The following is a 22,109-nucleotide window of genomic DNA, read 5'->3' as shown; positions in this document are numbered from 1 at the left end:
TTAACTTCGGTATAGGGCGGTTAATCACCGCCTTAGCTTTCCTATGAAGCCAATTTTTGTTCGTGGTATTTCAAACCAATTCCGTCTGACACTGGCAATTATTTTGTCGGTGGCCTTGCTTGTGGCTAATCATCGCCTCGATCCTGTGCGGCAAAACCTATCCTCTGTCTTTAGTCCATTACAGTATTTAGCCAGCGTGCCCGGTGCGGCGCTTGACTGGTCATCTGAAAGTTTTGCCACCCGCAATATGCTGGCGTTGCAAAATAAAGAGCTGCTGCGGCAACAACTGCTGATGAGTGAACGCTTACAGCGTTTCGAACACTTACGCCAAGAAAATGAGCGTTTGCGTGCACTGTTAGGCTCACCCGCCTATCTGGATTCGCGCAAGATGGTGGCCGAAGTGCTAGAGGTCGCCAGCGATCCTTTCCATCATTACGTGGTGCTGAATCATGGTTCCCGTAGCGGTGTATTTGTCGGTCAGCCCGTGGTGGATGCGCAAGGAGTTGTTGGCCAAGTGGTGCAGGTCAGTGAAATGACCAGCCGAGTGTTATTGCTCTCCGATGTATCACACGGTTTACCTGTGCGTATTACCCGTAATGATGTGCGCCTTGTCGCCAATGGTACGGGTGAGCTTGATGAGATAGAGCTTCGCCATGTGGCCAAGAGTACTGACATTCGTGTCGGCGATTTATTGGTGACTTCAGGCTTAGGCAATCGTTTCCCCGAAGGTTATCCCGTTGCGCGAGTCATGGAGGTTTTGACTGAAGATGGCCAAAGTTACGCTCGAGTCACGGCCCAACCGTTAGCGGCTTTAGATCGTATTCGTTATGTGTTGTTGATTTGGCCGTCTCCCGATTCGGGTGTGACCTTGCCTAATCAGCCTACAGTCCCTGCTGCGGATCATTCGCTTATCGAAAACTCATCAAAAATCGGCAGTGCGAGTCCAGCGGAAGGCACATCTGCAGACACGACTAAGCCTGTGACTACACCCGCAGCCACTGTGGCCAAACCGGCAACGGAAACCACTCCTCCAGCGACTGAGGTGCACCAATGAGTTTTCAAGCCGCCAATGGGCGCTTCATTGTTTGGGTGACATTATTTATCGGCGTGATCAGCCAGATCATGCCTTTGCCGAGTGTGGTCGATGCTTGGCGTCCCGACTGGTTGTTGATGATTGTACTCTACTGGTCTATCGCATTACCCCATAGATACAATATTTTAACTGCTTGGGTCTTAGGCCTAGTGCTAGATATTTTATTGGGTGCCACCTTAGGTGTGCGCTCTTTAGCGATGTCTTTGGTAATTTATGTCGCCATCTTGCATTGCCAGCGATTGCGAAATTTCCCTAAGTGGCAACAGTCGTTGGTGATCATGCTGCTCATTTGTATGTATCACTTAGTGATTTACTGGGTCGAGTTTGTTATGCAAGAGGCGGTGTTCGATACGGATCTATTCTTACCTGCGATTTCAGGATTGGTGATCTGGCCTTGGATATTTTGGATTCTACGTCGGGTTCGACGTCATTATAAGGTTCGCTAACTGTGGATTTAGTTTTAGCTTCAACTTCGCCACGTCGCAAAGAATTATTGGCACACATTGGACTCGGTCGTCCTGAGTTTTGTTTCACGCAAGTGGCGCCGGATATCGATGAAACCGTGCAGCAAGGTGAAGCGCCAAGGGATTATGTACGACGTTTAGCCGCCGAAAAAGCCCATGCTGGACTGGCATTATGCGCAGATATGTCACAGCCTGCTGTATTAGGTTCTGATACTATCGTTGTGCTTGAAAACCAAATATTAGGCAAACCGCTGGATGTGGCCGATGCTAAGCGTACGCTCAGTGAATTATCTGGCCGAACGCATACAGTAATGACCGCTGTGGCGCTGACTTACCAAGCAGATGCAGATTTAAGCTTCAAAACCTCAGTGCGCTTAGTCGAAACACAAGTGCGTTTTTGCGCCTTATCGGCCGCCGATATTGACGCTTATGTCGCTTCACAAGAACCAATGGATAAAGCCGGCAGTTACGGTATCCAAGGGCTTGGCGGTTGCTTTGTGGCTGCGATTGAAGGCAGTTATTCTGGCGTCGTGGGTTTACCTTTGGTTGAAACACGTGAGTTGTTAGCCGAGGTTGGGCTGATTTAACGCCTTGTTACTGGTATTGCGGCTTGGGCTTGAGGTTAGAATGAACCTTGTGGAGGTTTTAGGCTCTTAATCGAGTATCTCCATGAAGTTACCCTTAGCCTTTATCCCTTATTCGGTTTTCATGCTTAGATAGTGGGTAACTTCTAGTTTGTAGCATCTAGTTTGTAACTTCGATTAATTAATCTAGTTTCCCGAATGGGGTGAGTCGTGAATACCAGTCGCTTAAATCCAAATAAAATACAGCGCAAGATGGGTTCAGAATTACTGATCAACGTAACCCCCTCTGAGGCGCGCGTAGCCTTAGTTGAGCATGGCGTGCTGCAAGAAGTACACATTGAACGCCGCATGAAACGGGGTTTAGTTGGCAATATTTACAAAGGTAAAATCAGCCGTGTGTTGCCCGGTATGCAAGCCGCCTTTGTCGATATTGGCTTAGATAAAGCCGCTTTTCTACATGCTTCCGACATAGTGCCGCACACTGAATGCGTTGCCGATGTTGAGAAAGGTCATTTTGTTGTCCGTGATATCGCCGAATTAGTCCGTCAAGGACAAGACATTATGGTGCAAGTGGTTAAAGATCCGCTGGGCACTAAGGGCGCGCGCCTGACTACCGATATCACTTTGCCTTCCCGCTATTTAGTCTTTATGCCTGGCTCTAGCCACGTTGGCGTTTCCCAGCGTATCGAGCTTGAAGAAGAACGCAGTCGCCTTAAGCAAATCACTTTGCCCTATGTCGATGATGACGGTGGTTTTATTATCCGCACCGCCGCCGAAGGCGTGGGTGAAGACGAATTATCTCAAGATGCGGCGTTTTTAAGGCGTGTCTGGTCAAAGGTGAGTGAGCGACGTAAGCGCAGCGGCGTGTCTTTGTTATATCAAGATTTAGCCTTACCCGTGCGGATTGTGCGTGACTTTGTCGGTACTGAACTTGACCGTATTCAGGTCGATTCTCGCCGTACCTTTGCCGAGTTACAGTCCTTTGCCCAAGAGTTTATGCCTGAAATTGCCGAGAAGATTGAGCATTATTCAGGGCCTGCGCCAATTTTCGATCTCTACGATGTGGAGAACGAAATTCAACGCGCGCTTGGTCGTAAGGTTGAGCTCAAGTCTGGCGGCTATTTGATTATCGATCAGACCGAAGCCATGACGACTGTGGATATCAATACCGGCGCCTTTGTTGGGCACAGAAATCTTGAAGAAACCATTTTCAATACCAATCTCGAAGCGACCCAAGCGATAGCAAGGCAGTTACGTCTGCGTAATCTCGGCGGCATCATTATTATCGATTTTATCGACATGATGACGGCGGATCATAAGGCTCGGGTGCTCAGCAGCTTAACCAGTGCCTTATCTAAAGACAGAGTGAAAACCAATGTGAGCGGTTTCTCTGGCTTAGGTTTAGTTGAAATGACCCGTAAACGAACTCGTGAGAGCTTAGAGCACGTGGTTTGCGGCGAATGCCCCGCCTGCCATGGCACGGGCAGCATGAAGACTGTTGAGACCGTTTCCTATGAAGTGTTTCGCGAAATCATCCGATTAAACCGCGCCTATGATGCCGATGAATTCCTGTTGTACTGTTCGCCAGCCGTGTATCAAAGCCTGCATACCGATGAAAATCATCTGATTGCTGAACTTGAGGTTTACATAGGTAAGCGTATCCGTTTACAAAATGAGCCTATGTACTCACAGCACAAATACGATGTGGTGATGATGTAGTGGCGGCACCTTTTACTGCAAAAAAACTAAGTCGTTTTTGTTGGCAATTTATCGCGCTAATCATAGTGCTATTTGCGCTTGCAGTGAGTTTGATCCGTGGCTTATTGCCGCAGGTTGATGGGGTGCGTCAGCAACTGGTTGATTACGTAAAAAGCGAATATAAGGTTGATGTGCAAGTGGGGGAATTATCCGCCCACTGGCAAGCGTTTGGTCCGGCAATTAACATAGATAATCTAGTGATCCCGCCGCAGGAACAACTGCCCGTCACTTTGATTATCAAGAATGTGCAAGTGAAGTTAGATTTTTGGCAATCGCTGCTGACCTTCACGCCGCGTATCGAAGATGTCAATTTTGATGGTGTCCATATCGCGTTAAACATGGACAAGCTGACCGAAAATAATCCTGCCGCAACCAATAAAGCGCCGCAAGTTGATTGGCTCTATGCATTATTGCTCAAGCAACTCGACAGATTTTCGTTAACCCATGCCACAGTGCAGCTGCTCAGCTTGCGCCAAGAGTTTCGCCCGATCCATATTCGCCAGCTAAATTGGCGCAATAACGGCGAGCGTCACCGCGGTGCAGGGGAACTGTATCTTGATGATAATGCCTCTGAGCATGAATCTCTGGGATTACAGTTAGATCTCAATGGTGATGGCGCGAATCCCGACAGCTTAACGGGGCAGATTTATCTGGCGGCTAACTCATTAGACTTAGGTGAGTGGGCATCGCGTCAGCCTAATCCCTATGATGCGAGCAAAAAATTACCCTTAGAAGGGGTCGTTAATCTTAAGGCTTGGCTTACGTTTGCCGATCGCAGTATCAGTTCTGCCATGGTGCATTTTGAGCCGAGCTGGTTGCAATGGACCTTAAAGGAAGTGCCACAACGATTTGAAATCCAAGCGGGTGATATCGTTTGGCAGCCAAAGGACTCAGGCTGGGAAGTACAGAGCTCAGGGCTCGACTTTGTCACTAACGGTGAGCATTGGCCGCAGTTAACGCTGGCGGCTAAGCGTCAACATGACGAATTCTTTGCCTATGTGAATCAAGTTAACACTCAAAACCTGTTACCCCTGTTACCGCTATTCCCCGGAGTCGATAAAGCCGTATTACATCAATGGCATGCTTTAGCGCCTGAAGCCAGTATTGGGCCCATTCGACTGTACCAAAAGGCCGATCAGCCATTGCTCGCCACTACTGAAGTGAAACAGTTACATTGGCAGAAGGTCGATGGTATCCCCAATACCCACCCTTTGGATCTGAACTTACATTGGCAAGACAAGACGCTGTATTTCTCTTTGCCTGCACAAGTTTATACCGTGGATTTTGGGGATGAATTTTCGGCGCCACTCGTCTTTAACGGTGCGGCAATTGATGGTCAGTTCAATACTGCAGAGTTGAGTTTAAACGTGCCGCAGTTGCAGCTTGAGAACGATGAGATAGGCTTAGATGCTGCGCTTAAATTGGATTTCAGTGCTGCGGCGCATATGGCGCTGGCTGCTAATGTTCATATCAATAATGTCGCCAATGCCGACAAGTATTTCCCCAATAAGGCGATGGGCGAATCGCTGGCTGAATATTTGGATACAGGACTTAAAGCGGGTCAGACCCAAGATGCACAGGTCGTTTGGCGTGGTCAGTTAAACGGGTTCCCCTTCGATGACAATAGCGGCGTGTTTCAAGCGGCATTTACTTTAACGGATGCCCAATTCCAGTTTCAACCCGATTGGCCTGCTGTCACAGACTTATCCCTTAATGCTTTGTTTGAAAATGCTCGTATGGATCTTTGGCTCAACCAAGGCAAGCTAATGAACGTGGATGCCACGGGTGCCCATGTATTTATTCCCGCGATTGGCGAACACACGCTGCTGAGGATTGAAGCCGAACTTGCTACCCAAGGCCGCGCGGCGACTAAAGTGTTACAAGCCTCGCCTTTGGCGGGTTCAGTGGGTAAAACCTTAGATGTCGTGCAAGTACAAGGCGCTGTAACTGGCAATTTAGATATCAGTATTCCGCTGTATGAGGGAGGCGCTGAAGATATTCGTGGTCAAATTAGTTTTGATAACACGCCCGTGTATATTGCCCAGCCCGGACTGCAGCTTAATGGCGTAACGGGTATCGTCGACTTTGCGAATGAGGTGGTGACAGGTAAAGGTATTAAAGCGCGTTTGTTCGAACAGCCGCTCAACTTAACCTTTGATACTCAGCCTAAAGGCAAAGATTTTGGCCTTAATCTTTTACTCAAAAGTCGTTGGGATCTGAATCGTCTCCCCGAAGAATTGCATAATCCTTTGAGTGATTTCTATCAGGGTAAAATCAGTTGGGACGGCGCTATGACTATGCTGTTTACTGAAAAAGGTTATCAAATTCAAGCCAAAGTAACTTCGGATATGCTTGGCACTCAACTGTCATTCCCGGGATATTTTGCCAAACCCGAAGATGAGCCGCGGCCCTTAGTCGCTGAGTTTATTGGCGATCAAAATGATGCAACCTTAGATGTAAAGCTCGCGAGTCATGCCGAGTTTATCGGTGGTTTCGATACTGAAAAAGGCGCTAACTTTAGTTATTTTGATTTGTTATTGGGGCGTTTATTCGATCAGGATGAAGCCCGAAATACTGAAAAAGGTCATATTCAAATTGACCTTGGCAAGGCGAAACTAGCCGACTGGTTACCTGTGATTAATGCCTTTGTTGGCCAAGAGAAATTACCTAAAACCGGCATCCTTGTCGACGATATTGCCCATGACAGTTTATTCCCTGCCGTGGCGAGTATCGATTCCCATATTGGCCGCCTCGACCTTTTAGGGCAACAGCTGACCGAGCTTAGGCTCAATGCGAAACCTAATGAAACGGGCTGGCGTTTTAATACCGTTGCCAACGAATTTGACGGCTGGGTAGATTTCTATCCCAACTGGCGAACCCAAGGCCTCAAAGTTGTGGCGAGCAAATTCTATTTTTCACCTGAGGTTAAGCAGGATACTGATGCCGATTTTGCCAGCGATCAAGTGCTCACTAACCTGCCACCCGTGGCCGTGAATGTGGAAGATTTTCGTTTCTTCGATAAACCTTTTGGCAAGCTAGTCTTGCAGGCGAGCCCTCAAGCGGCGGGCTATAAAATCCAAACTCTGTCGTTGACTACGCCCAATGTGACCTTGCAGGGCAGTGGTATTTGGCAGCAACAGGCAGGGCAGAATAAAACTGATCTGAGTGTTGAATTGAACGCCACTCAGTTTAATTATCTCTCGGCTCAGTTGGGCATAGATCCCGGCGTCAATGAAGCGCCATTAAAGGTTAATGCGGATTTGTCTTGGCAAGGTGCGCCTTATGCTTTCTCCCTTGAAACCTTAAATGGCAAGGTGAAGTTCGACTTAGGCAAAGGGCATTTATCTCAGGTGAGTGATAAGGGCGCGCGCATTTTCTCCCTGTTCAGCTTAGATTCTCTGGTACGCAAACTTTCGCTGGATTTCACCGATGTCTTCGGTCAGGGGATGTATTTCAACTCCTTCAATGGCAATCTGCAAATTGATAACGGTGTGGTGAAAACCACTGATACCGAAATGGATGCGATTGCGGGCAATATGAAGGTCCGTGGCTATACGGATCTCACCACAGAAAGTTTGAATTACGATATCCGCTTTGTGCCGCAATTGGCCTCGAGTGTGCCGACGGTGGTATTGCTCAGTACCAGTGCGTGGACTCTCGGTCTGGGCGCATTTGCCCTGACAAAAGTGCTTGAGCCTGTGATTGAAGTGATTTCAGAAATTCGTTTTCGGGTGACCGGCACTATGGCTGAACCTGTGGTTGAAGAGCTGGAGCGTAAGAGTAAAGAGATTGAAATTCCCGAGGCTATTTTACCTGTTGTTGGAGTTGAACGCCCAGCGGCGCCAACCGAAGCTGCAAGTCATAACGCCGATATCACTCAGCCGGTAGAAGCGAAATCGACCGAAGCTCAATCAACAGAAGCTAAGCCAACTGAAACTAAGTTAACTGAAGCTCAGTCAACTGAAGTCAAACCGAGCAACGCTAAATCTGAGCCAACTCAAGCGCCAATTTCTCAAATATCAGAGCCACAAGCAGTTAAGCCTCATGAGGCCAGATCTGAAGAATCAGAGTCAGAAGAGCCAAAGCCAGCCACAGATCAAATTAAAGCGCCCGATTTAAAGTTGGTGCAACCTCAAGCAACGCCTTCGTCTGAAGCCCCAGTTTTACCCGCCACACCAGAGAATCAGCCAGCAGTAGAACCGATTAAGCAAATTCAGGGAGATCAGAATGCACATCAGCCTGTTGCAATGTCAGAGCAGTCGCGACGTCAGCGCCAATCTGCTGTTTATCGAATCGCAGCTTAACGAACTCAAACGGGATGCCGATGCGCCCCATTTAGTCGTGTTGCCCGAATGCAGTTTACTGTTTGGTGGCCACGAAAGTCAGCAACTCGCCTATGCGGGTGATGCTCATCAGAGCCCGCTCAAGTCGGCCTTAAGTGCACTGGCAGCCAAATTTCAGGTCTTTATGGTGGCAGGCACTATTCCGGCGCTGGCTGAGGATGGCCGCGTGTATAGCCGCAGTTATCTGTTTGATGATAAAGGTGATACTTTAGGGCACTACGATAAGCTGCATCTTTTTGATGTGGATGTTGCCGATGGTACAAAACAATATCGTGAGAGCGAAACCTTCTGCCCCGGTGATCACATTAGCGTTATCGATACACCTTTTGGCAAAATTGGCCTAGCCATCTGTTATGATTTACGCTTTCCCGACTTATTTAGGGCGATGCGTCTTGCGGGGGCCGAGATCATTACCTTGCCATCGGCCTTTACCAAAGTGACCGGTGAAGCCCATTGGCAAGTATTGCTACAGGCAAGAGCCATTGAAACCCAATGCGTTATTCTTGCTGCAGCTCAGTGGGGACAACATAACGAAGGCAGTCGTGAAACTTGGGGGCAGAGCATGATAGTCGGTCCTTGGGGCAATATTTTGGCTGAACGTAAAACGGGTACGGGTTGGGTGCAGGCTGAGGTCGATTTAACCGAACTGCACAGTATTCGCCGTAAAATGCCCGTGATGCAGCATAATCGTTTCCTTGAGCCAAGCTTGAAATAACCGCTCGCACTGGCGAGCGGCAATACCGAATTAGACAGCGATTTACGTACAGAATTAGTACAGCGAATTTACACTCAGAATATCAAGATCCCTTGGGGTCAAAGAGAGCATAGATGCCATTTTTAGCACAAGTAGAGCAAAGTTTATTGAAGAATGGGTTAGCGTTAGAGGGTCTGCAAACCTATCTAAACACCATACATCAGCACAAAATCGATTATTCCGATCTCTATTTTCAAGGTAGTCGCCACGAGTCTTGGGTGCTGGAAGACGGCATCATTAAAGACGGTAGTTTCCATATCGAACGCGGTGTGGGCGTGCGGGCGATCAGCGGTGAAAAAACTGGTTTCGCCTATGCCGATGATATTACGCCAGCAGCCCTAAGCGCTGCCGCTCAGGCCGCACGCGGTATTGCCAGTGCCGGTGAGCAAACTCAGGTTCAAGCCTTTAAACGTCAAAAAGCCTTGGCATTATACGACAGCTTAGATCCGATTGCGGCGATGGAAGAAGTCAAAAAAATCAATCTGCTGAAAGAAGCCGATGCCTTTATTCGCAGTTTAGATAGCCGCATTATTCAAGTCGTTGTTAGTCTTGCGGGCGTGCACGAAGAAATCCTTATCGCTGCCAGCGATGGCACTTTAGCGGCCGATATTCGTCCTTTAGTGCGCTTTAACTGTAGCGTGATCTTAGAAGAAAACGGTAAACGTGAACGTGGCGGCGCCGGTGGCGGTGGTCGTCATGACTACGGTGTATTAATGGCAAGCGATGACACGGGTTTACCTATGTGTTTTGCCTTTGCCCGCGAAGCCGTGCGTCAAGCGCAGGTCAATCTTAATGCTATCGATGCGCCAGCGGGTGAAATGCCCGTGGTGTTAGGCAATGGCTGGCCGGGCGTATTGCTCCACGAAGCGGTTGGACATGGTTTAGAGGGTGACTTTAACCGTAAAGGCAGCAGTGCTTTCAGCGGTAAGGTGGGTCAGTTAGTCGCCTCCAAGTTAGTGACTGTGGTCGATGATGGCACCTTGCCTAATCGTCGTGGTTCACTCAGCATCGACGATGAAGGTGTGCCGACTCAAAGAACCGTGTTGATTGAAGACGGTATTTTAAAGGGTTACATCCAAGACAAACTCAATGCTCGTTTGATGGGCGTTGCGCCAACGGGTAACGGTCGTCGCGAATCTTACGCGCATTTACCTATGCCACGTATGACCAACACCTATATGACGGCGGGTGAGTCGGATCCAAGTGAGATCATCAAGTCAGTGAAGAAGGGCATTTACGCCCCGAACTTTGGCGGTGGCCAAGTGGATATCACTTCGGGTAAGTTTGTGTTTTCCGCATCCGAAGCCTATTTGATTGAAAATGGTGAAGTTACACAAGCCATTAAAGGCGCCACTTTAATCGGTAACGGCCCTGAGGCAATGAGCCAGATTTCTATGGTCGGTAACGATATGGCTTTAGATCAAGGTGTTGGCGTTTGCGGTAAAGACGGTCAAAGTGTCCCTGTAGGCGTAGGCCAACCCACCTTGAAGTTAGATCGCTTAACTGTGGGTGGTACGGCTTAGTATTCGTTCAGCTTGTAGATGCGCGATGGCGATAAGCGTGGTAATAGGTAAGGCTCGATTCGGCTTCGGGCTCATACGGAAAGGTATGCTCATGGCTATGTTACAGTGCATGAGCATGTTGAGCTCCAAGGAGCAAAACTGAGATAAATCGCCTTAGTCGCTCGGTCGAAGAGTACTAGGTTCGATCCTCTGTGATCGTCCTTCTAGCCGCTTACCATGATGGATGTTATCATTCGCAAAGGAAATTAGAGTAACTACTCTAGAGGTGTTAATGAAACTATCACGTGTGGCTTGGCTGTGTTTACTGCCCTTGCCTTGTTTATTGCCTTTGGCTGGCCATGCCCAGCCCACGAGCTTCACCGACGCTTGGCAACAAGTGCTGAAGGTGAGCGATAAGTTGCAAGCGCAATCCCAGGAAGTTAATCGCGCTAAAGGTGAAGAAGAGGCGGGCGAGAGCTTAAATCTGCCCTCCTTGAGCCTTAATGGCAGTTATACCCACCTCGAAAAACCGATTGAACTGGATCTTCGGGATCTCAATCCCTTAGCCTCCCTTGATCCCGCGACTTTGCCACCCGCCCTTGGCGGAGCTCTGGCGAGTATTCCGGGATCAATGTTTGTCACGCCTTTTACCGAGCAAGATATTTTCCGTGCGAGCTTACAAGCTATGTGGCCGATTTATACGGGTGGGCAGATCACCGCAGCCCAAGGTATACACGCGGCTATGGTGGCTGAGAAGCAACAAGAGTTACAGCTTGCCACCCGTGATTTATTTACCCTGCTGGTGGACCGATATTACGCTGTCGATGTCACGCTGGCGCTGGTGAATACCCAAACCGATCTTGTCGGCTCTTTAACTAAGCATGTCGACCATGCGCTAGCATTAGAGCGAGAAGGTCAAATCGCTAAGGTTGAACGCCTCAATGCGCAGGTCGCCTTAGACAATGCCAAAGTCAATTTAGGCAGCGCTCGCCGTCAACATGAAATGGCGGTTATCGCCCTGTCGCGTATGTTGCAGCAAAGCGATGTCGGCACAGAGTCACCTTTATTTGTCTTGCCGCATGCGCCGTCTTTAGGTCAGCTCACTCAAGTGACATTGAGCCAACATCCAGCGCTTAAATTGCTCGAAGCCAAGGAAGCTCAGGCCAATGGCTTGGTTTCATTAGAACAGGGTAAGTATTACCCCACAGTATTCCTCTTTGGTAATTACACACTTTACGAAGATGACAGCCTGTTTTCTCAGGTAGAGCCCGATTGGATGGTCGGTGTCGGCGTTAAAGTGCCCATCCTCAGCCGCGACGGTCGCAGTGGTAAGGTCGAGGCCGCCAAGAGTGCACTCTTGCAGGCCCGTTACACCAAGGCGCAAACGCGGCAAGACTTGAGTCTGTTACTGGACCAAAGCTATCGCCAATTATTACAGGCCGAAGAAGAAGTGAAGGCGCTCGATACCTCACTTGAACTCGCCACCGAAAACCTGCGCCTGCGGGAAATCGCCTTTAATCAAGGGCTTTCAACTTCTATCGACAGAGTCGATGCCGAGCTGAAACTCAGCGCAGTTAAAACTCAACAACTGGCCGCCCGTTATCGTTATGTGCAAGCCTATGCCAGATTAATGGCCATCAGTGGTCAATTAGATGAATTTATCGGTCGTACCATAGCCCTTACCCAAGTGCAGGAGACAAACAATGCGCGCTAACAGAATACTTGCCCTTGTGGCGTTGGTCGCATTAGGCCTTATCTTGGCCTATGGCCTCAAGCTGGCTTACAGTCCGCAGCCGAGCCTGTTGCAGGGCCAGATTGAAGCCCGCGAATACAATGTCTCCTCTAAGGTGCCAGGCCGCGTCGAGCAAGTGCTGGTGCGCCGTGGTGACAGTGTGGCCGAAGGGGATTTGCTGTTCGCCATCAACAGCCCTGAGTTGGATGCTAAGTTGATGCAAGCCGAAGGTGGCCGCGATGCCGCTAAAGCGATGCAGCTTGAAGCTAACAACGGTGCCCGTAGCCAAGAAGTGATGGCGGCCAAAGAGCAATGGCTCAAGGCACAGGCAGCGGCAACGCTGGCTAAAACTACTTATACTCGCGTCGAAAATCTCTTCAACGAAGGCGTGGCCGCGAGACAAAAACGCGATGAAGCCTTTACCCAATGGCAAGCGGCGAAATACACAGAGCAAGCCGCATTAGCCATGTATCAAATGGCACAAGAAGGCGCGCGGGTCGAAACCAAAGCCGCTGCCGCCGGTAACGCTCGTATGGCCGAAGGTGCGGTAAAAGAAGTCAACGCCATTATGCAAGATAGCCAAATGCGTGCGCCTAAGTCGGGCGAAATCAGCGACGTGCTATTGCAGGCGGGTGAATTAGCGCCTAGCGGTTTTCCGATTGTGAGCCTGATTGACATGCAGGATTCATGGGCCGTGTTCCAAGTGCGTGAAGATCAACTTAAGCGCTTCAAGCAAGGCCAAAAAGTTCAGCTGAATATTCCGGCACTCGGGCAGGATGTGGAATTTACAGTGTCCCATATCAGCGTGATGGGCGACTTTGCCACCTGGCGCTCGACCGAAAGCGGCCACGATTTTGATATGCGCACTTTCGAGATGGAATTGCGTCCAAGCCAGCCGATTGCTGATCTGCGTGTCGGCATGTCTGTGCTGCTGCGCAGTGAGTAAAAGCCGTGACTGAACGCACGCCCAACGCCAATACGGTCGACAAGACTAAGAGTGACTCACAGCCATCAAGCAGAAGCTTTATGGCCTTGCTCATTGCTTTAATTCGCCGTGAGCTCAGTGCGCTGTGGCGCGATCCTTGGCAGTTGGCGCTGATCAGTTATATTCCGCTGATCGGGATTTTCTGCCTGTGGTGGCTGTTCAGTGCCGGCTTACCAAGGCAACTGCCGGTGGCGATTGTCGATCAAGACCACAGTCAATTAAGCCGTATGCTGACCCGTCAGCTGAAGGCAAATCCTGTGACTGATCCACAAAACTTCACCGATTTAGCCGCGGCGGTGTCGGCGATGCAGCAGGCGAAAGTCTACGCTATCGTGGTCTTTCCCTATGATATGAAAAAAGATTTGCTTACTGGCCACAAGCCCACCATAGATGTGCGCTACAACAGCCAATTTTTGCTGGTGGGCAAGTTACTCTCAAGCCAAATTCAGCTGAGTCTGGGTAATGGTTTGTTGCAAGTCGCGGGTTTAAAACAGCTCGCCAACGGTACACCTAAATCTCAAGTGGCAGTCAATTTAAGCCCAATCAAAAGCCAAACAACGGCTTTGTTTAACCGAAATAACAACTATATAGGCTTCTTAGTGCCGCCAGTGCTCGTTGCGCTGTGGCAGTTATTATCTATGTTGGTCATGGCCAACAGCTTAAATCGAGAGCTGCATTTAGCGCCCACGACTCAGGTCAATGGCATATCGAATACCTTAACCGAGCATTTTTGGCCTAAGGTGCTGGCGAAAGTGGCATTGTTTACGCCGATATTGATGCTGCAGGGCGGCTTTATTTTAGCTTGGCTGTACTTGTATCTCGCGCTGCCGATGGCCGGCAGTTTAGCCCTATTGCTGTTAGCGCAATTATTGATGTTGCTGGCGGTCTGGAGTGTGGTGTTATTAATCTTTGTGGTAATGCGTGACAGTGCGCGGGTTATCAGTTTTTGCACAGCCTTATTTGCGCCCGCCTTTGCCTTTATGGGGATCACTTTCCCCACCCATGATATGCCGCAATTGGCGCAGTGGTGGCGACAGATAATGCCGTCGAGTCACTATATTGAGTCCCATGTGAGCGTCGTCAGTTACGGCGCCGCTTGGCCGAATGTGGCGAGCCAGCTCAGCAGTTATTGGGGCTTTATCTGTTTACTGCCTTTGATATATTTGTTATCGCGTAAATTACTGCCCATCACGATCACCGCCAATACTATCGTGACTGCATATGACTCGGACGCAGTCTTACCTGCGAAGGGGCAATAGGATGAATATGTGGCGACTGATATTAACTGAACTTAAGGCCATTATTAGCGATAAAGCGATCGCAGTGACCTTGTTTGGTGGCGTGCTGTTTTATTCGATTTTGTATCCTTTACCCTATTTAAACCAAGTACCGACCGAGCAACAACTGATCGTGGTGGACTTAGACCATTCTTCCTTAAGCCGTCAGTTGATCCGCCATGCTGACGCCAGTGCAAAAATCCAAGTCATAGGCCAAGTAGGTTCGATTACCGAGGCGAAGCGTTTTATTGAGACGCGCAAGGCCCACGGCTTACTGGTGATCCCAGAAGGTTTCCGCCGCGACTTAATGCTGGGTAAGGGAGTGACGTTAAGTTATGGCGGCGATGCCAGTTATTTCCTGATTTACTCCGCGGTTGTCGAAGGTTTAGTGAGCGCGGGTATGGACGCGGGTAAGCAAGTGCAATTGATTGGCATGTTGGCCCAAGGCACAAATCCTAAACAGGCCGAGCAGAACCTGAACTCGATGCACTTAAATAGCGTGCCCGCCTTTAACCCAAGCCTAGGTTATACGCCCTATGTAGTGCCCGGACTGTTCTTGCTGATCTTGCATCAAACCTTGCTCATAGGCACAGGTATTTTAGGGGCAGGGCAATGGCGCCAGAAAGGCTATTGGCAGCAGGTCTCGCCCGTACAACTCTTATGTGGGCGAATACTCGCCTTTATGTTGATTTATCTCTTCTTTACTAGTTTTTACGTCGGCTATTGTTATCACTGGTATCACGTCAGCATTCAGGCGAGTCTGGGTGTTGTCGCGTTATGGTTGTTACCTTTTTTATTGGCTACCGCCGCTGCTGGGGTCGCCATGAGCACTTTGTTTACCCGTCGTGATTTACCAACCCAAGTATTGTTGTTGATTTCAATGCCGATTCTATTCGTGTCTGGTTTTGTCTGGCCGATAGCGCTCATTCCTGAACCACTGGTTTTAGGTTCGCAGTTTATTCCTGCCGTTCCCGCAATTATGGGCATGCTAGAGCTCAATCAAATGGGCGCAAGTTGGGCGAGTGTGATGCCGAAGTGGCTACAACTCTGGGGCTTATTTGCCGTCTTTTTTGGCTTAGCGATCTTGGGTATTAAGCGCAGAGCGAGATTGTTGGCTGAAGCTAATCAGCTTTGATGGGACTCGCGGGACAGAGCATCTCGCGAGTGTTTACAGGTCTTGTACTTTACAGGGGCAGTTTAGGTACTTCTGGAATTAATCTTTAGAAGTAGAGACTTTCTACAATTTTACCATCCACGAGCATATCGCACTTATCGCCTGAGCTCGATTTAGTCGCTTGAATGACGCCGGCAATCGCGCCAAATGCGCCGCCTTGACTGCTGAGCACTGAGCCGAAATAGCATTGGCTAGAAATCTTGAAATCCTTGTATTTGCCGCTCAAATGTTGAGTCGGAGTATAAGGAGGGAAAGTGCCTTTCATAACAGAGTCGCCATTCACTGAGAGTGAAATGTTTTTGCGTTCTGTATCAAAACTGCCACCAAAAACTAAGTTAATACCATCGATTTCAACGGTTTTTTCTTGAGCGATAATAGGTGGTTTTGCGGCGCAGGCGGCGAGAAAACAGCTGCCAATGGCCAGAGAGATTAAAGTAATTTTACGCATGTCATCTTCCTTTTGATGCGATAAAACAAATGAAGCAGTCGCTTCGCAAATTAAACGGCCCCTGTTTAGTTTTGCCGAACGATTATATCTATATCTGCTTCATTTCCAATAACAAATTTAATACAAATGAAAAATTATCCTGTCTTGAGCTTATCCCTGCTTATTTCGTTAAGTTAACTCTCATCGCGCAGATAGCCAGCAAAGTGCCCTTGTTGGGTTGTCTTCTTGCGGGTTTTGGGGGAGAATGCGCGCCGAAAAAATGGCCGAGGTACTCAGTATCTCGGTTATTTTTATTTAGAGAGTATGCGTTTTAAAACAATTGAGGCCGGTAAACATCCGGAAATGATATGAGGTTCGACTGAACCTATTTTAATGAGGACAAATCAATGGGGCTGTTGTGCGCCGAATTTTCGGTCATTGCCGTAAATAAAGTTGTTGAGTTAGCCATTAAGCCTAAAGTGCTGATGGTGAGTGACATGCCAAAACCAATTGCAGATGCATGGTTAGCTGTTCAACCCTGTGTGATGGGGGCGTGCTCATGAGTCAACACAAACCGGGTTTGAAGCAGACCCTCAATTTATGGCAAGTGGTAGTGATGGGGCTCGCCTATCTCACGCCTATGGCTGTTTTTGACACCTTTGGTATTGTTTCCGAGATTACCTCTGGTCATGTGGCTACGTCTTATCTATTCGCGCTGGCGGGAATTTTGTTTACCGCGTTCAGTTATGGCCACTTAGTGCGTAAATATCCCTACGCGGGATCAGCCTACACCTACGCCCAGAAAACCTTTAGTCCGAATGTCGGCTTTATGGTGGGCTGGTCGTCACTGCTTTATGGTGGGCTGGTCGTCACTGCTTGATTATATGTTTATGCCAATGATCAACATGTTGTTGGCAAAAATCTATTTAACCGCCATGTTCCCCACTGTCGAACCTTGGATCTTCATTTTCGCACTCGTGACCATAATGACCCTGCTCAATCTTAAAGGGATTGATTTGGTGGCTAACTTTAATGGGGTGATAGTGTTTGTGCAGATCGCCATTATCCTCGTGTTTATTGCATTAATGGCCTATAGCATTTCCCTTGGTGAAGGCGAAGGTGCGATTGCGAGCGTGCGACCATTTTATGCCGATAATATGGCGATTGTGCCGTTATTTACTGGCGCCACTATTCTGTGTTTTTCCTTCCTCGGCTTCGACGGTTTGAGTTCGCTGACCGAAGAAACGAAGGATGCGCAGCGTGTTATTCCGCGCTCGATTGTGTTGACCGCCTTGATTGGTGGGGTGATTTTTGTCGGCGTGTCTTATTTTCTTCAGCTTTATTTCCCCGATATTTCCCGCTTCCAGGAGCTTGATGCGGTATTGCCCGAAATCGCACTCTACGTTGGAGGAAACCTATTCCAGTCCATCGTATTAGTGGCGACTACAGTGGCGGTGCTGGCATCCGGTATGGCTGCCCATGCTGGGGTAGCACGGATTTTGTATGTGATGGGACGGGACAACATGCTGCCACGTAAAGGGTTTGCTTATATCCACCCTAAGTGGCGCACCCCTGCATTTAATGTTTTGTTGGTGGGGGCATTGGCGCTGTCTGCCGTATCATTTGATTTGGAAATGGCCTTAGCCTTAGTTAATTTTGGCGCCTTAGTGGCATTCACCTTCGTGAATTTAGCCGTCATAGTGCAGTTTTATGTGAGGGAGCGACGTAATCAATCCTTTAAAGATCACCTGCAATACTTAGTGCTGCCCCTGTGTGGCGCGGGCACTATTGGCGTGCTTTGGGCAAACTTAGAGCCACAGTCATTAGAGTTGGGATTGATTTGGGCTGCCGTGGGAGCTTTATATTTGGCCCTGCGTAGCATACGTTTACGCCGAGCAGTAGAGTTACAAAATTAGTTGCTGCATAGGATCATAGCGTCGCAGCTATTGCTAACAACTGACAAGGGTTTGATTGAGGCAGCATAGCCTTCTAATCAAACGTCCAATTGAAAAGACCCGCATTCGCGTAATGCCGATCAGTTAAGACAGATCGCTTGACGATCTCGCTGAAAAGATCAAAATCCGATGACCTCATATCATCGGATTTTTTTATGCAACTCTCAGAAGCACTCGCCCGCACTCATATTACCCGCCTAACCGAATTCACCTGCTTAGCTGATGTGTTAGAACCTGAGTTAATTCAATCTTGTTTGGACTCTCAAGGCGTTGCGACATTAAGACGGCGTAAATTGCCGATGGACGCGATGATTTGGGCCGTTATCGGAATGGCTTTGTTCCGAGGGGAGTCTGTTCGGTCACTCATCAACAAACTCGACATTGTTTTGCCGCAAGAGATTGATTATGTTGCACGCAGCGCCGTGACTCAGGCGCGTAAACGATTGGGCAGTGAGGTTATTCGAGAAGTGTTTAGTCGCAGCGCCAATACCTGGCACGCGAGAGCTGAACATCCTCATTGGTGCGGTCTTAACTTGTATGGTGTTGACGGTGTAGTGTGGCGGACACCCGATAGTGTCCAAAATCAAGCCGCCTTTGCGCGAACCGCAAACGCTTCAGGCGAAGCGGCTTATCCGCAAATTCGCATGGTTTGCTTGATGGAGTTAAGCAGCCATTTGTTGGTCAACAGCGCCTTTGATTCGGTTGCCGAAAATGAAATGAACTTAGCATCTCAGCTCATTCCTAGCATTCCCAATCACAGCCTAACCCTATTTGACCGAGGATTTTACTCGCTCGGCCTGTTACATGCTTGGCAGCAAGCGCAACCTGATAGCCACTGGTTGTTGCCATTGAAGAAAGGCACTCAATATGAGGTGGTGCGAACATTGGGAAAACATGACCAGTGGGTGAAACTCACCACCACGCCTCAAGCCAGAAAGAAATGGCCACAGCTCCCTGATACCCTTGAAGCGCGTTTACTCACTAAGACAGTGAAAGGTAAGTCAGTTGCCATTTTGACCTCGTTGACTGACCCGATGCGTTACCCCAGCGAAGACATCGTCGACTTATATGCCCATCGATGGGAAATCGAACTGGGCTACAGAGAGATGAAACAACATCTGTTGGAGAGTCGTTTTACGCTACGCAGTCAACTACCGGAGCTGGTGATTCAAGAGTTGTGGGGCGTGCTACTGGCCTATAATCTCATTAGATATAAGATGTTGCTGATGGCTAAAAGCTTGTCATCGGTCCATCCTAATCAACTGAGTTTTAGGGATGCGGCGAGTTATATCATCTTCAAGTTGACACAACTACCATCACAAACACCGGGGAATGTCCCGAGAGACGTATTGGATATAGAACGAAATGCACGGCAATTTAAGTTGGATGGTAAACGGGAAAGGGCTTATCCAAGAGTCCTTAAAATGAGTAAAAACAAGTATCCGGTTAGACCAAAGAAAAATGCCGTTCACTCTTAAGTGAACGGCATTACGCATTCGCGGGTCTTTTCAGTTTGCTTAATCGAGTTTTAAAGCGATGGCACTGTGAAACCTAAGTTGTCAGTGACCACATTTTTAGGGGTTGTGACTTTCAGCGATACACTGGCATTGGCCGATGCCGTAAATTTCAGCGGCGAACCTAGACTGCCTTTCGCGTACACAGTATTGGGCACTTCGAAGGTTTTAGGCGCTCCAGCACAATCGACGCAAAGTTCGATACTTGTGTTAGCAGGCAAGATTTGATTCGCGCTGTCGTGGACAAATACTACAAACTCAGAACTCGCACCAACGGCTACAGGTTTTATGTCATTCACACTCGGCAATAACACACCGTCTTGCATCACACTGATATAAGCCTGTGAGCCTGACATGCTCATTACTAAGGCTTTGCGGATATAGGTTTTATTGGCTTGGCCTGTGCCGCAGAGTGTGCTTTCGCATTGTGGACCGTTAAATTTGCCATCGGCAGAAAGATAGGTGTCACTATTTTTAGTATTTAAATACTTTTCACCTAAATTCCAAATACCATCTTCATTGTCATCCCTAAACGCATCACCTAGATCACTAAAACCACTCGGAAGATAGGCTTCGATGTCCATGCCATTGCCTGTACATTCTTTCGCAACGCCTGACCGAGTTAAACAAGCCAAGTCAGTCACTGCCATGCCATTGATGTCTTTACTGATATCGGCATCATCGAAGATGTTATTGCCATTGGTATCGAAGAAGGTTTCGTGACCTAAGGCATAAGCCAGAATCGTAATGCGGTGATCGGGTACGCGTGCTGATTGTGATGTCCAAACGACGCTACACGTGCCATTTTTAGTGACACATGATGTTGGGATCTGGCCACCTTCTGTGGTGAAGTTGACTGCAGTATCATCGGGCGCTGGATTGCCAAAACTATCTGAGGCTCGAATGGTGATCGTTGCGGTTTCACCATTAAAGTCAGCTGCTTCTGGATTGAATACTGTCGTTGATAGACTAAATCCAAGCTGCTGCGGCAAGCCAGTACCCACGATTAACTGTTCTGATTGGCTAGTGATGACTTCTTTAGTATCAGTATCAACGGCGGTAGCGACTACGCGCACGGGTGTGGGAACTGTACCGGATGATACCCGCACACTGGCGATACCTTGGGAGTTAGTCAGGCTTTGCGCATTCGCAGTGCCATTAGCAAAACTTAAACCACCAACCACAGTGTCTAAGGTAAAGCTGACTTCTTGCTGCGCTGCGGGTTGGCCATTAGCGCTGGTGACTTTGAAGCTGACTAAAGAGGATTCGCTTGCACCTGTGCCGCCCGCACCTTTGATGCGAATTTGTGCTGGCTCTGCTGATTCAAAACTTAAGCTGGCAAGGGTTTGGCGTTGTAGAGTAAATGGGAAATTTGCCGTTAGCGTCTGATTGCCTGCTACTGTGGTGGCGATGATTTGGTCGCTACGTTCACTGTTGCCACTGCAACTTGTGTCTTGGAAGGTTGAGCTCGCATTACCCGATAAGGTCGTAACCGGGGTATCGAGTGTCGCACTATTGCTGTTGGTGCAATCTGAGCTAAAGCTGATGGAAGAGGGCGTTTGCACTCGGGTAATAGTACCGTCATTGGCCTCTAAGACTAAACTTGCGGTCACCCCAAAGCTGCCACCTGCGCTGATCTTATATGCGCCATTGGCATCGGCCGTTAAGGTACTCGCCAGTTTACCTTCAGTAAAGACAGCGCCATTGAATGAGCCGAGTTTTAGCGTACCTTCTTGATTGACCGCATCTTTACTCAAGACTTCATACAGACTGCTGGTTTGCAGCGATTGACCTTGATAGTCCACTGTAACTATGAGGGAGTTTGCCCCTAATTCAGTTGCACTTGGCGTATAAGGCACCTGGGCAATACCTTGATTGTCGGTTAATGCACTTGCAGGATTCAGCGCTGCAGAGCCTGCGGTGAACGTCACTTTCGCGCCTTCGATACCGTTGCTTTCGCTATCGAGCAATATGGCTTGCAGTTGCACCGACTCATCGACTTTGAAGCGAGTCACTAAGGCTGAGCTATTTAAAATACTGGCGCTGAGTTTAGGAACGGCAGGAGAGGTACCATCGCTAACACCTAAAAACTCAAAATTGCGGGTAGCTGTTAGCGCCGTTGTGGAATCATTTGGGGTTGTCGTTGCAGTAATTATCCCTGCATTGACAAGTAAATCAGGATTACTAACGATAATAATGGCTTCACCGTTATTGTCTGTTAGTTTGCTATTAGGTGTTAATACACCAAGGTCTGTCGTAAAGTCGACTTTCTGATTGCTCACTGTAGCTGAGCCTTTCTTTAACTTCGCGACTGCGCAAAAACCTGTGTCTTTAGGGAAACTTTGGAGTGAAGTAACACTGCCGCATTCAGAACCCGATAAGGTCTTAAAGTCGATAGACAGTTTATAGATACCGTCAGTGGCATCTGTGCCACCGTTATCTTCGTCCGCAGGGCCGTTACAGGCCCCGAGTCCAAATAGTCCAATAAAAAGCAAAGCTAGGCTACATAACGTTTTGCTAAGTCGCATAAGCAACATCCTTGTGGGG

At 48.6% G+C, this 22,109-nt stretch carries 15 protein-coding genes and 1 pseudogene; 14 read left to right on the top strand and 2 right to left on the bottom strand.

All coding sequences use genetic code 11. The features are described from left to right. Positions 1–43: 43 nt before the first annotated feature. From mreC to FW758_RS06685, 11 genes are all read left to right on the top strand, one after another. Positions 44–1,054 carry a rod shape-determining protein MreC gene (mreC, locus tag FW758_RS06735; protein ID WP_006087041.1) on the top strand — a complete coding sequence of 337 codons (1,011 nt, stop codon included), beginning with the start codon at positions 44–46 and terminating at the stop codon, positions 1,052–1,054. After that, complete coding sequence (mreD, locus tag FW758_RS06730; RefSeq protein WP_006083254.1) at positions 1,051–1,539, top strand: rod shape-determining protein MreD; 489 nt, start codon at positions 1,051–1,053, stop codon at positions 1,537–1,539. Before mreC ends, mreD begins: the two co-directional genes overlap by 4 nt. Before the next feature lie 2 nt (positions 1,540–1,541). Beyond that, a complete protein-coding gene (locus FW758_RS06725; protein WP_115335620.1) occupies positions 1,542–2,144 on the top strand; it encodes a Maf family protein in 603 nt (200 codons plus the stop codon). Between the two features lie 249 nt (positions 2,145–2,393). Beyond that, positions 2,394–3,860: a ribonuclease G gene (rng, locus tag FW758_RS06720; RefSeq protein WP_006087039.1), complete on the top strand. Its 1,467-nt coding sequence runs from the start codon at positions 2,394–2,396 to the stop codon at positions 3,858–3,860. Continuing rightward, the gene (locus tag FW758_RS06715; RefSeq protein WP_446444977.1) at positions 3,860–8,203 is read left to right on the top strand and encodes a YhdP family protein; all 4,344 of its coding nucleotides are present in this window, start codon (positions 3,860–3,862) and stop codon (positions 8,201–8,203) included. Before rng ends, FW758_RS06715 begins: the two co-directional genes overlap by 1 nt. Beyond that, the gene (locus tag FW758_RS06710; RefSeq protein WP_268650170.1) at positions 8,127–8,957 is read left to right on the top strand and encodes a carbon-nitrogen hydrolase family protein; all 831 of its coding nucleotides are present in this window, start codon (positions 8,127–8,129) and stop codon (positions 8,955–8,957) included. The genes FW758_RS06715 and FW758_RS06710 overlap by 77 nt, the downstream gene beginning before the upstream one ends. Positions 8,958–9,070: 113 nt before the next feature. Then, the gene (gene tldD / locus FW758_RS06705; protein ID WP_220591886.1) at positions 9,071–10,519 is read left to right on the top strand and encodes a metalloprotease TldD; all 1,449 of its coding nucleotides are present in this window, start codon (positions 9,071–9,073) and stop codon (positions 10,517–10,519) included. Between the two features lie 271 nt (positions 10,520–10,790). After that, a complete protein-coding gene (locus FW758_RS06700) occupies positions 10,791–12,212 on the top strand; it encodes a TolC family protein (RefSeq protein WP_107946452.1) in 1,422 nt (473 codons plus the stop codon). Next, complete coding sequence (locus FW758_RS06695; RefSeq protein ID WP_006083247.1) at positions 12,202–13,176, top strand: HlyD family secretion protein; 975 nt, start codon at positions 12,202–12,204, stop codon at positions 13,174–13,176. The genes FW758_RS06700 and FW758_RS06695 overlap by 11 nt, the downstream gene beginning before the upstream one ends. A gap of 80 nt (positions 13,177–13,256) precedes the next feature. Further along, positions 13,257–14,474 carry an ABC transporter permease gene (locus FW758_RS06690; protein WP_446445016.1) on the top strand — a complete coding sequence of 406 codons (1,218 nt, stop codon included), beginning with the start codon at positions 13,257–13,259 and terminating at the stop codon, positions 14,472–14,474. A gap of 1 nt (position 14,475) precedes the next feature. Further along, entirely contained in the window at positions 14,476–15,627 is a 1,152-nt protein-coding gene (locus tag FW758_RS06685; protein ID WP_446444976.1) for an ABC transporter permease, read from the top strand. A gap of 85 nt (positions 15,628–15,712) precedes the next feature. Here FW758_RS06685 and FW758_RS06680 read toward each other — a convergent pair whose 3' ends face one another. Continuing rightward, the gene (locus FW758_RS06680) at positions 15,713–16,114 is read right to left on the bottom strand and encodes a hypothetical protein (protein WP_006083244.1); all 402 of its coding nucleotides are present in this window, start codon (positions 16,112–16,114) and stop codon (positions 15,713–15,715) included. A gap of 386 nt (positions 16,115–16,500) precedes the next feature. Here FW758_RS06680 and FW758_RS06675 point away from each other — a divergent pair, with 386 nt between their 5' ends. The 3 genes and pseudogenes from FW758_RS06675 (at position 16,501) to FW758_RS06665 (ending at position 19,526) form a co-directional block, all read left to right on the top strand. Further along, positions 16,501–16,656 carry a hypothetical protein gene (locus FW758_RS06675; RefSeq protein ID WP_446444975.1) on the top strand — a complete coding sequence of 52 codons (156 nt, stop codon included), beginning with the start codon at positions 16,501–16,503 and terminating at the stop codon, positions 16,654–16,656. Continuing rightward, a pseudogene (locus FW758_RS06670) lies at positions 16,653–18,009 on the top strand (APC family permease). The gene FW758_RS06675 and the pseudogene FW758_RS06670 overlap by 4 nt, the downstream one beginning before the upstream one ends. A 194-nt stretch (positions 18,010–18,203) precedes the next feature. Beyond that, complete coding sequence (locus FW758_RS06665; RefSeq protein ID WP_446444974.1) at positions 18,204–19,526, top strand: IS4-like element ISSba6 family transposase; 1,323 nt, start codon at positions 18,204–18,206, stop codon at positions 19,524–19,526. Between the two features lie 50 nt (positions 19,527–19,576). Here the strand turns inward: FW758_RS06665 and FW758_RS06660 are convergent, their stop codons facing one another. After that, on the bottom strand, positions 19,577–22,090 hold the full coding sequence (locus tag FW758_RS06660; RefSeq protein WP_446444973.1) for an Ig-like domain-containing protein: 2,514 nt from the start codon (positions 22,088–22,090) through the stop codon (positions 19,577–19,579). Positions 22,091–22,109: the final 19 nt, after the last annotated feature.

This window comes from Shewanella sp. 1180_01, from assembly GCF_052850535.1.
Note: the sequence above shows the minus strand (reverse complement) of the source record. Positions and strands in the feature narration are given on the sequence as shown.

Excerpts from the sequence above, each read along its gene's own strand:
- tldD (WP_220591886.1), top strand. The coding sequence starts at position 9,071 with ATGCCATTTTTAGCACAAGTAGAGCAAAGTTTATTGAAGAATGGGTTA.
- mreC (WP_006087041.1), top strand. The coding sequence starts at position 44 with ATGAAGCCAATTTTTGTTCGTGGTATTTCAAACCAATTCCGTCTGACA.
- FW758_RS06710 (WP_268650170.1), top strand. The coding sequence starts at position 8,127 with ATGCACATCAGCCTGTTGCAATGTCAGAGCAGTCGCGACGTCAGCGCC.
- FW758_RS06680 (WP_006083244.1), bottom strand. The coding sequence starts at position 16,114 with ATGCGTAAAATTACTTTAATCTCTCTGGCCATTGGCAGCTGTTTTCTC.
- FW758_RS06660 (WP_446444973.1), bottom strand. The coding sequence starts at position 22,090 with ATGCGACTTAGCAAAACGTTATGTAGCCTAGCTTTGCTTTTTATTGGA.
- FW758_RS06690 (WP_446445016.1), top strand. The coding sequence starts at position 13,257 with ATGGCCTTGCTCATTGCTTTAATTCGCCGTGAGCTCAGTGCGCTGTGG.
- rng (WP_006087039.1), top strand. The coding sequence starts at position 2,394 with ATGGGTTCAGAATTACTGATCAACGTAACCCCCTCTGAGGCGCGCGTA.
- FW758_RS06675 (WP_446444975.1), top strand. The coding sequence starts at position 16,501 with ATGGGGCTGTTGTGCGCCGAATTTTCGGTCATTGCCGTAAATAAAGTT.
- FW758_RS06695 (WP_006083247.1), top strand. The coding sequence starts at position 12,202 with ATGCGCGCTAACAGAATACTTGCCCTTGTGGCGTTGGTCGCATTAGGC.
- FW758_RS06700 (WP_107946452.1), top strand. The coding sequence starts at position 10,791 with ATGAAACTATCACGTGTGGCTTGGCTGTGTTTACTGCCCTTGCCTTGT.
- FW758_RS06665 (WP_446444974.1), top strand. The coding sequence starts at position 18,204 with ATGCAACTCTCAGAAGCACTCGCCCGCACTCATATTACCCGCCTAACC.
- FW758_RS06685 (WP_446444976.1), top strand. The coding sequence starts at position 14,476 with ATGAATATGTGGCGACTGATATTAACTGAACTTAAGGCCATTATTAGC.
- mreD (WP_006083254.1), top strand. The coding sequence starts at position 1,051 with ATGAGTTTTCAAGCCGCCAATGGGCGCTTCATTGTTTGGGTGACATTA.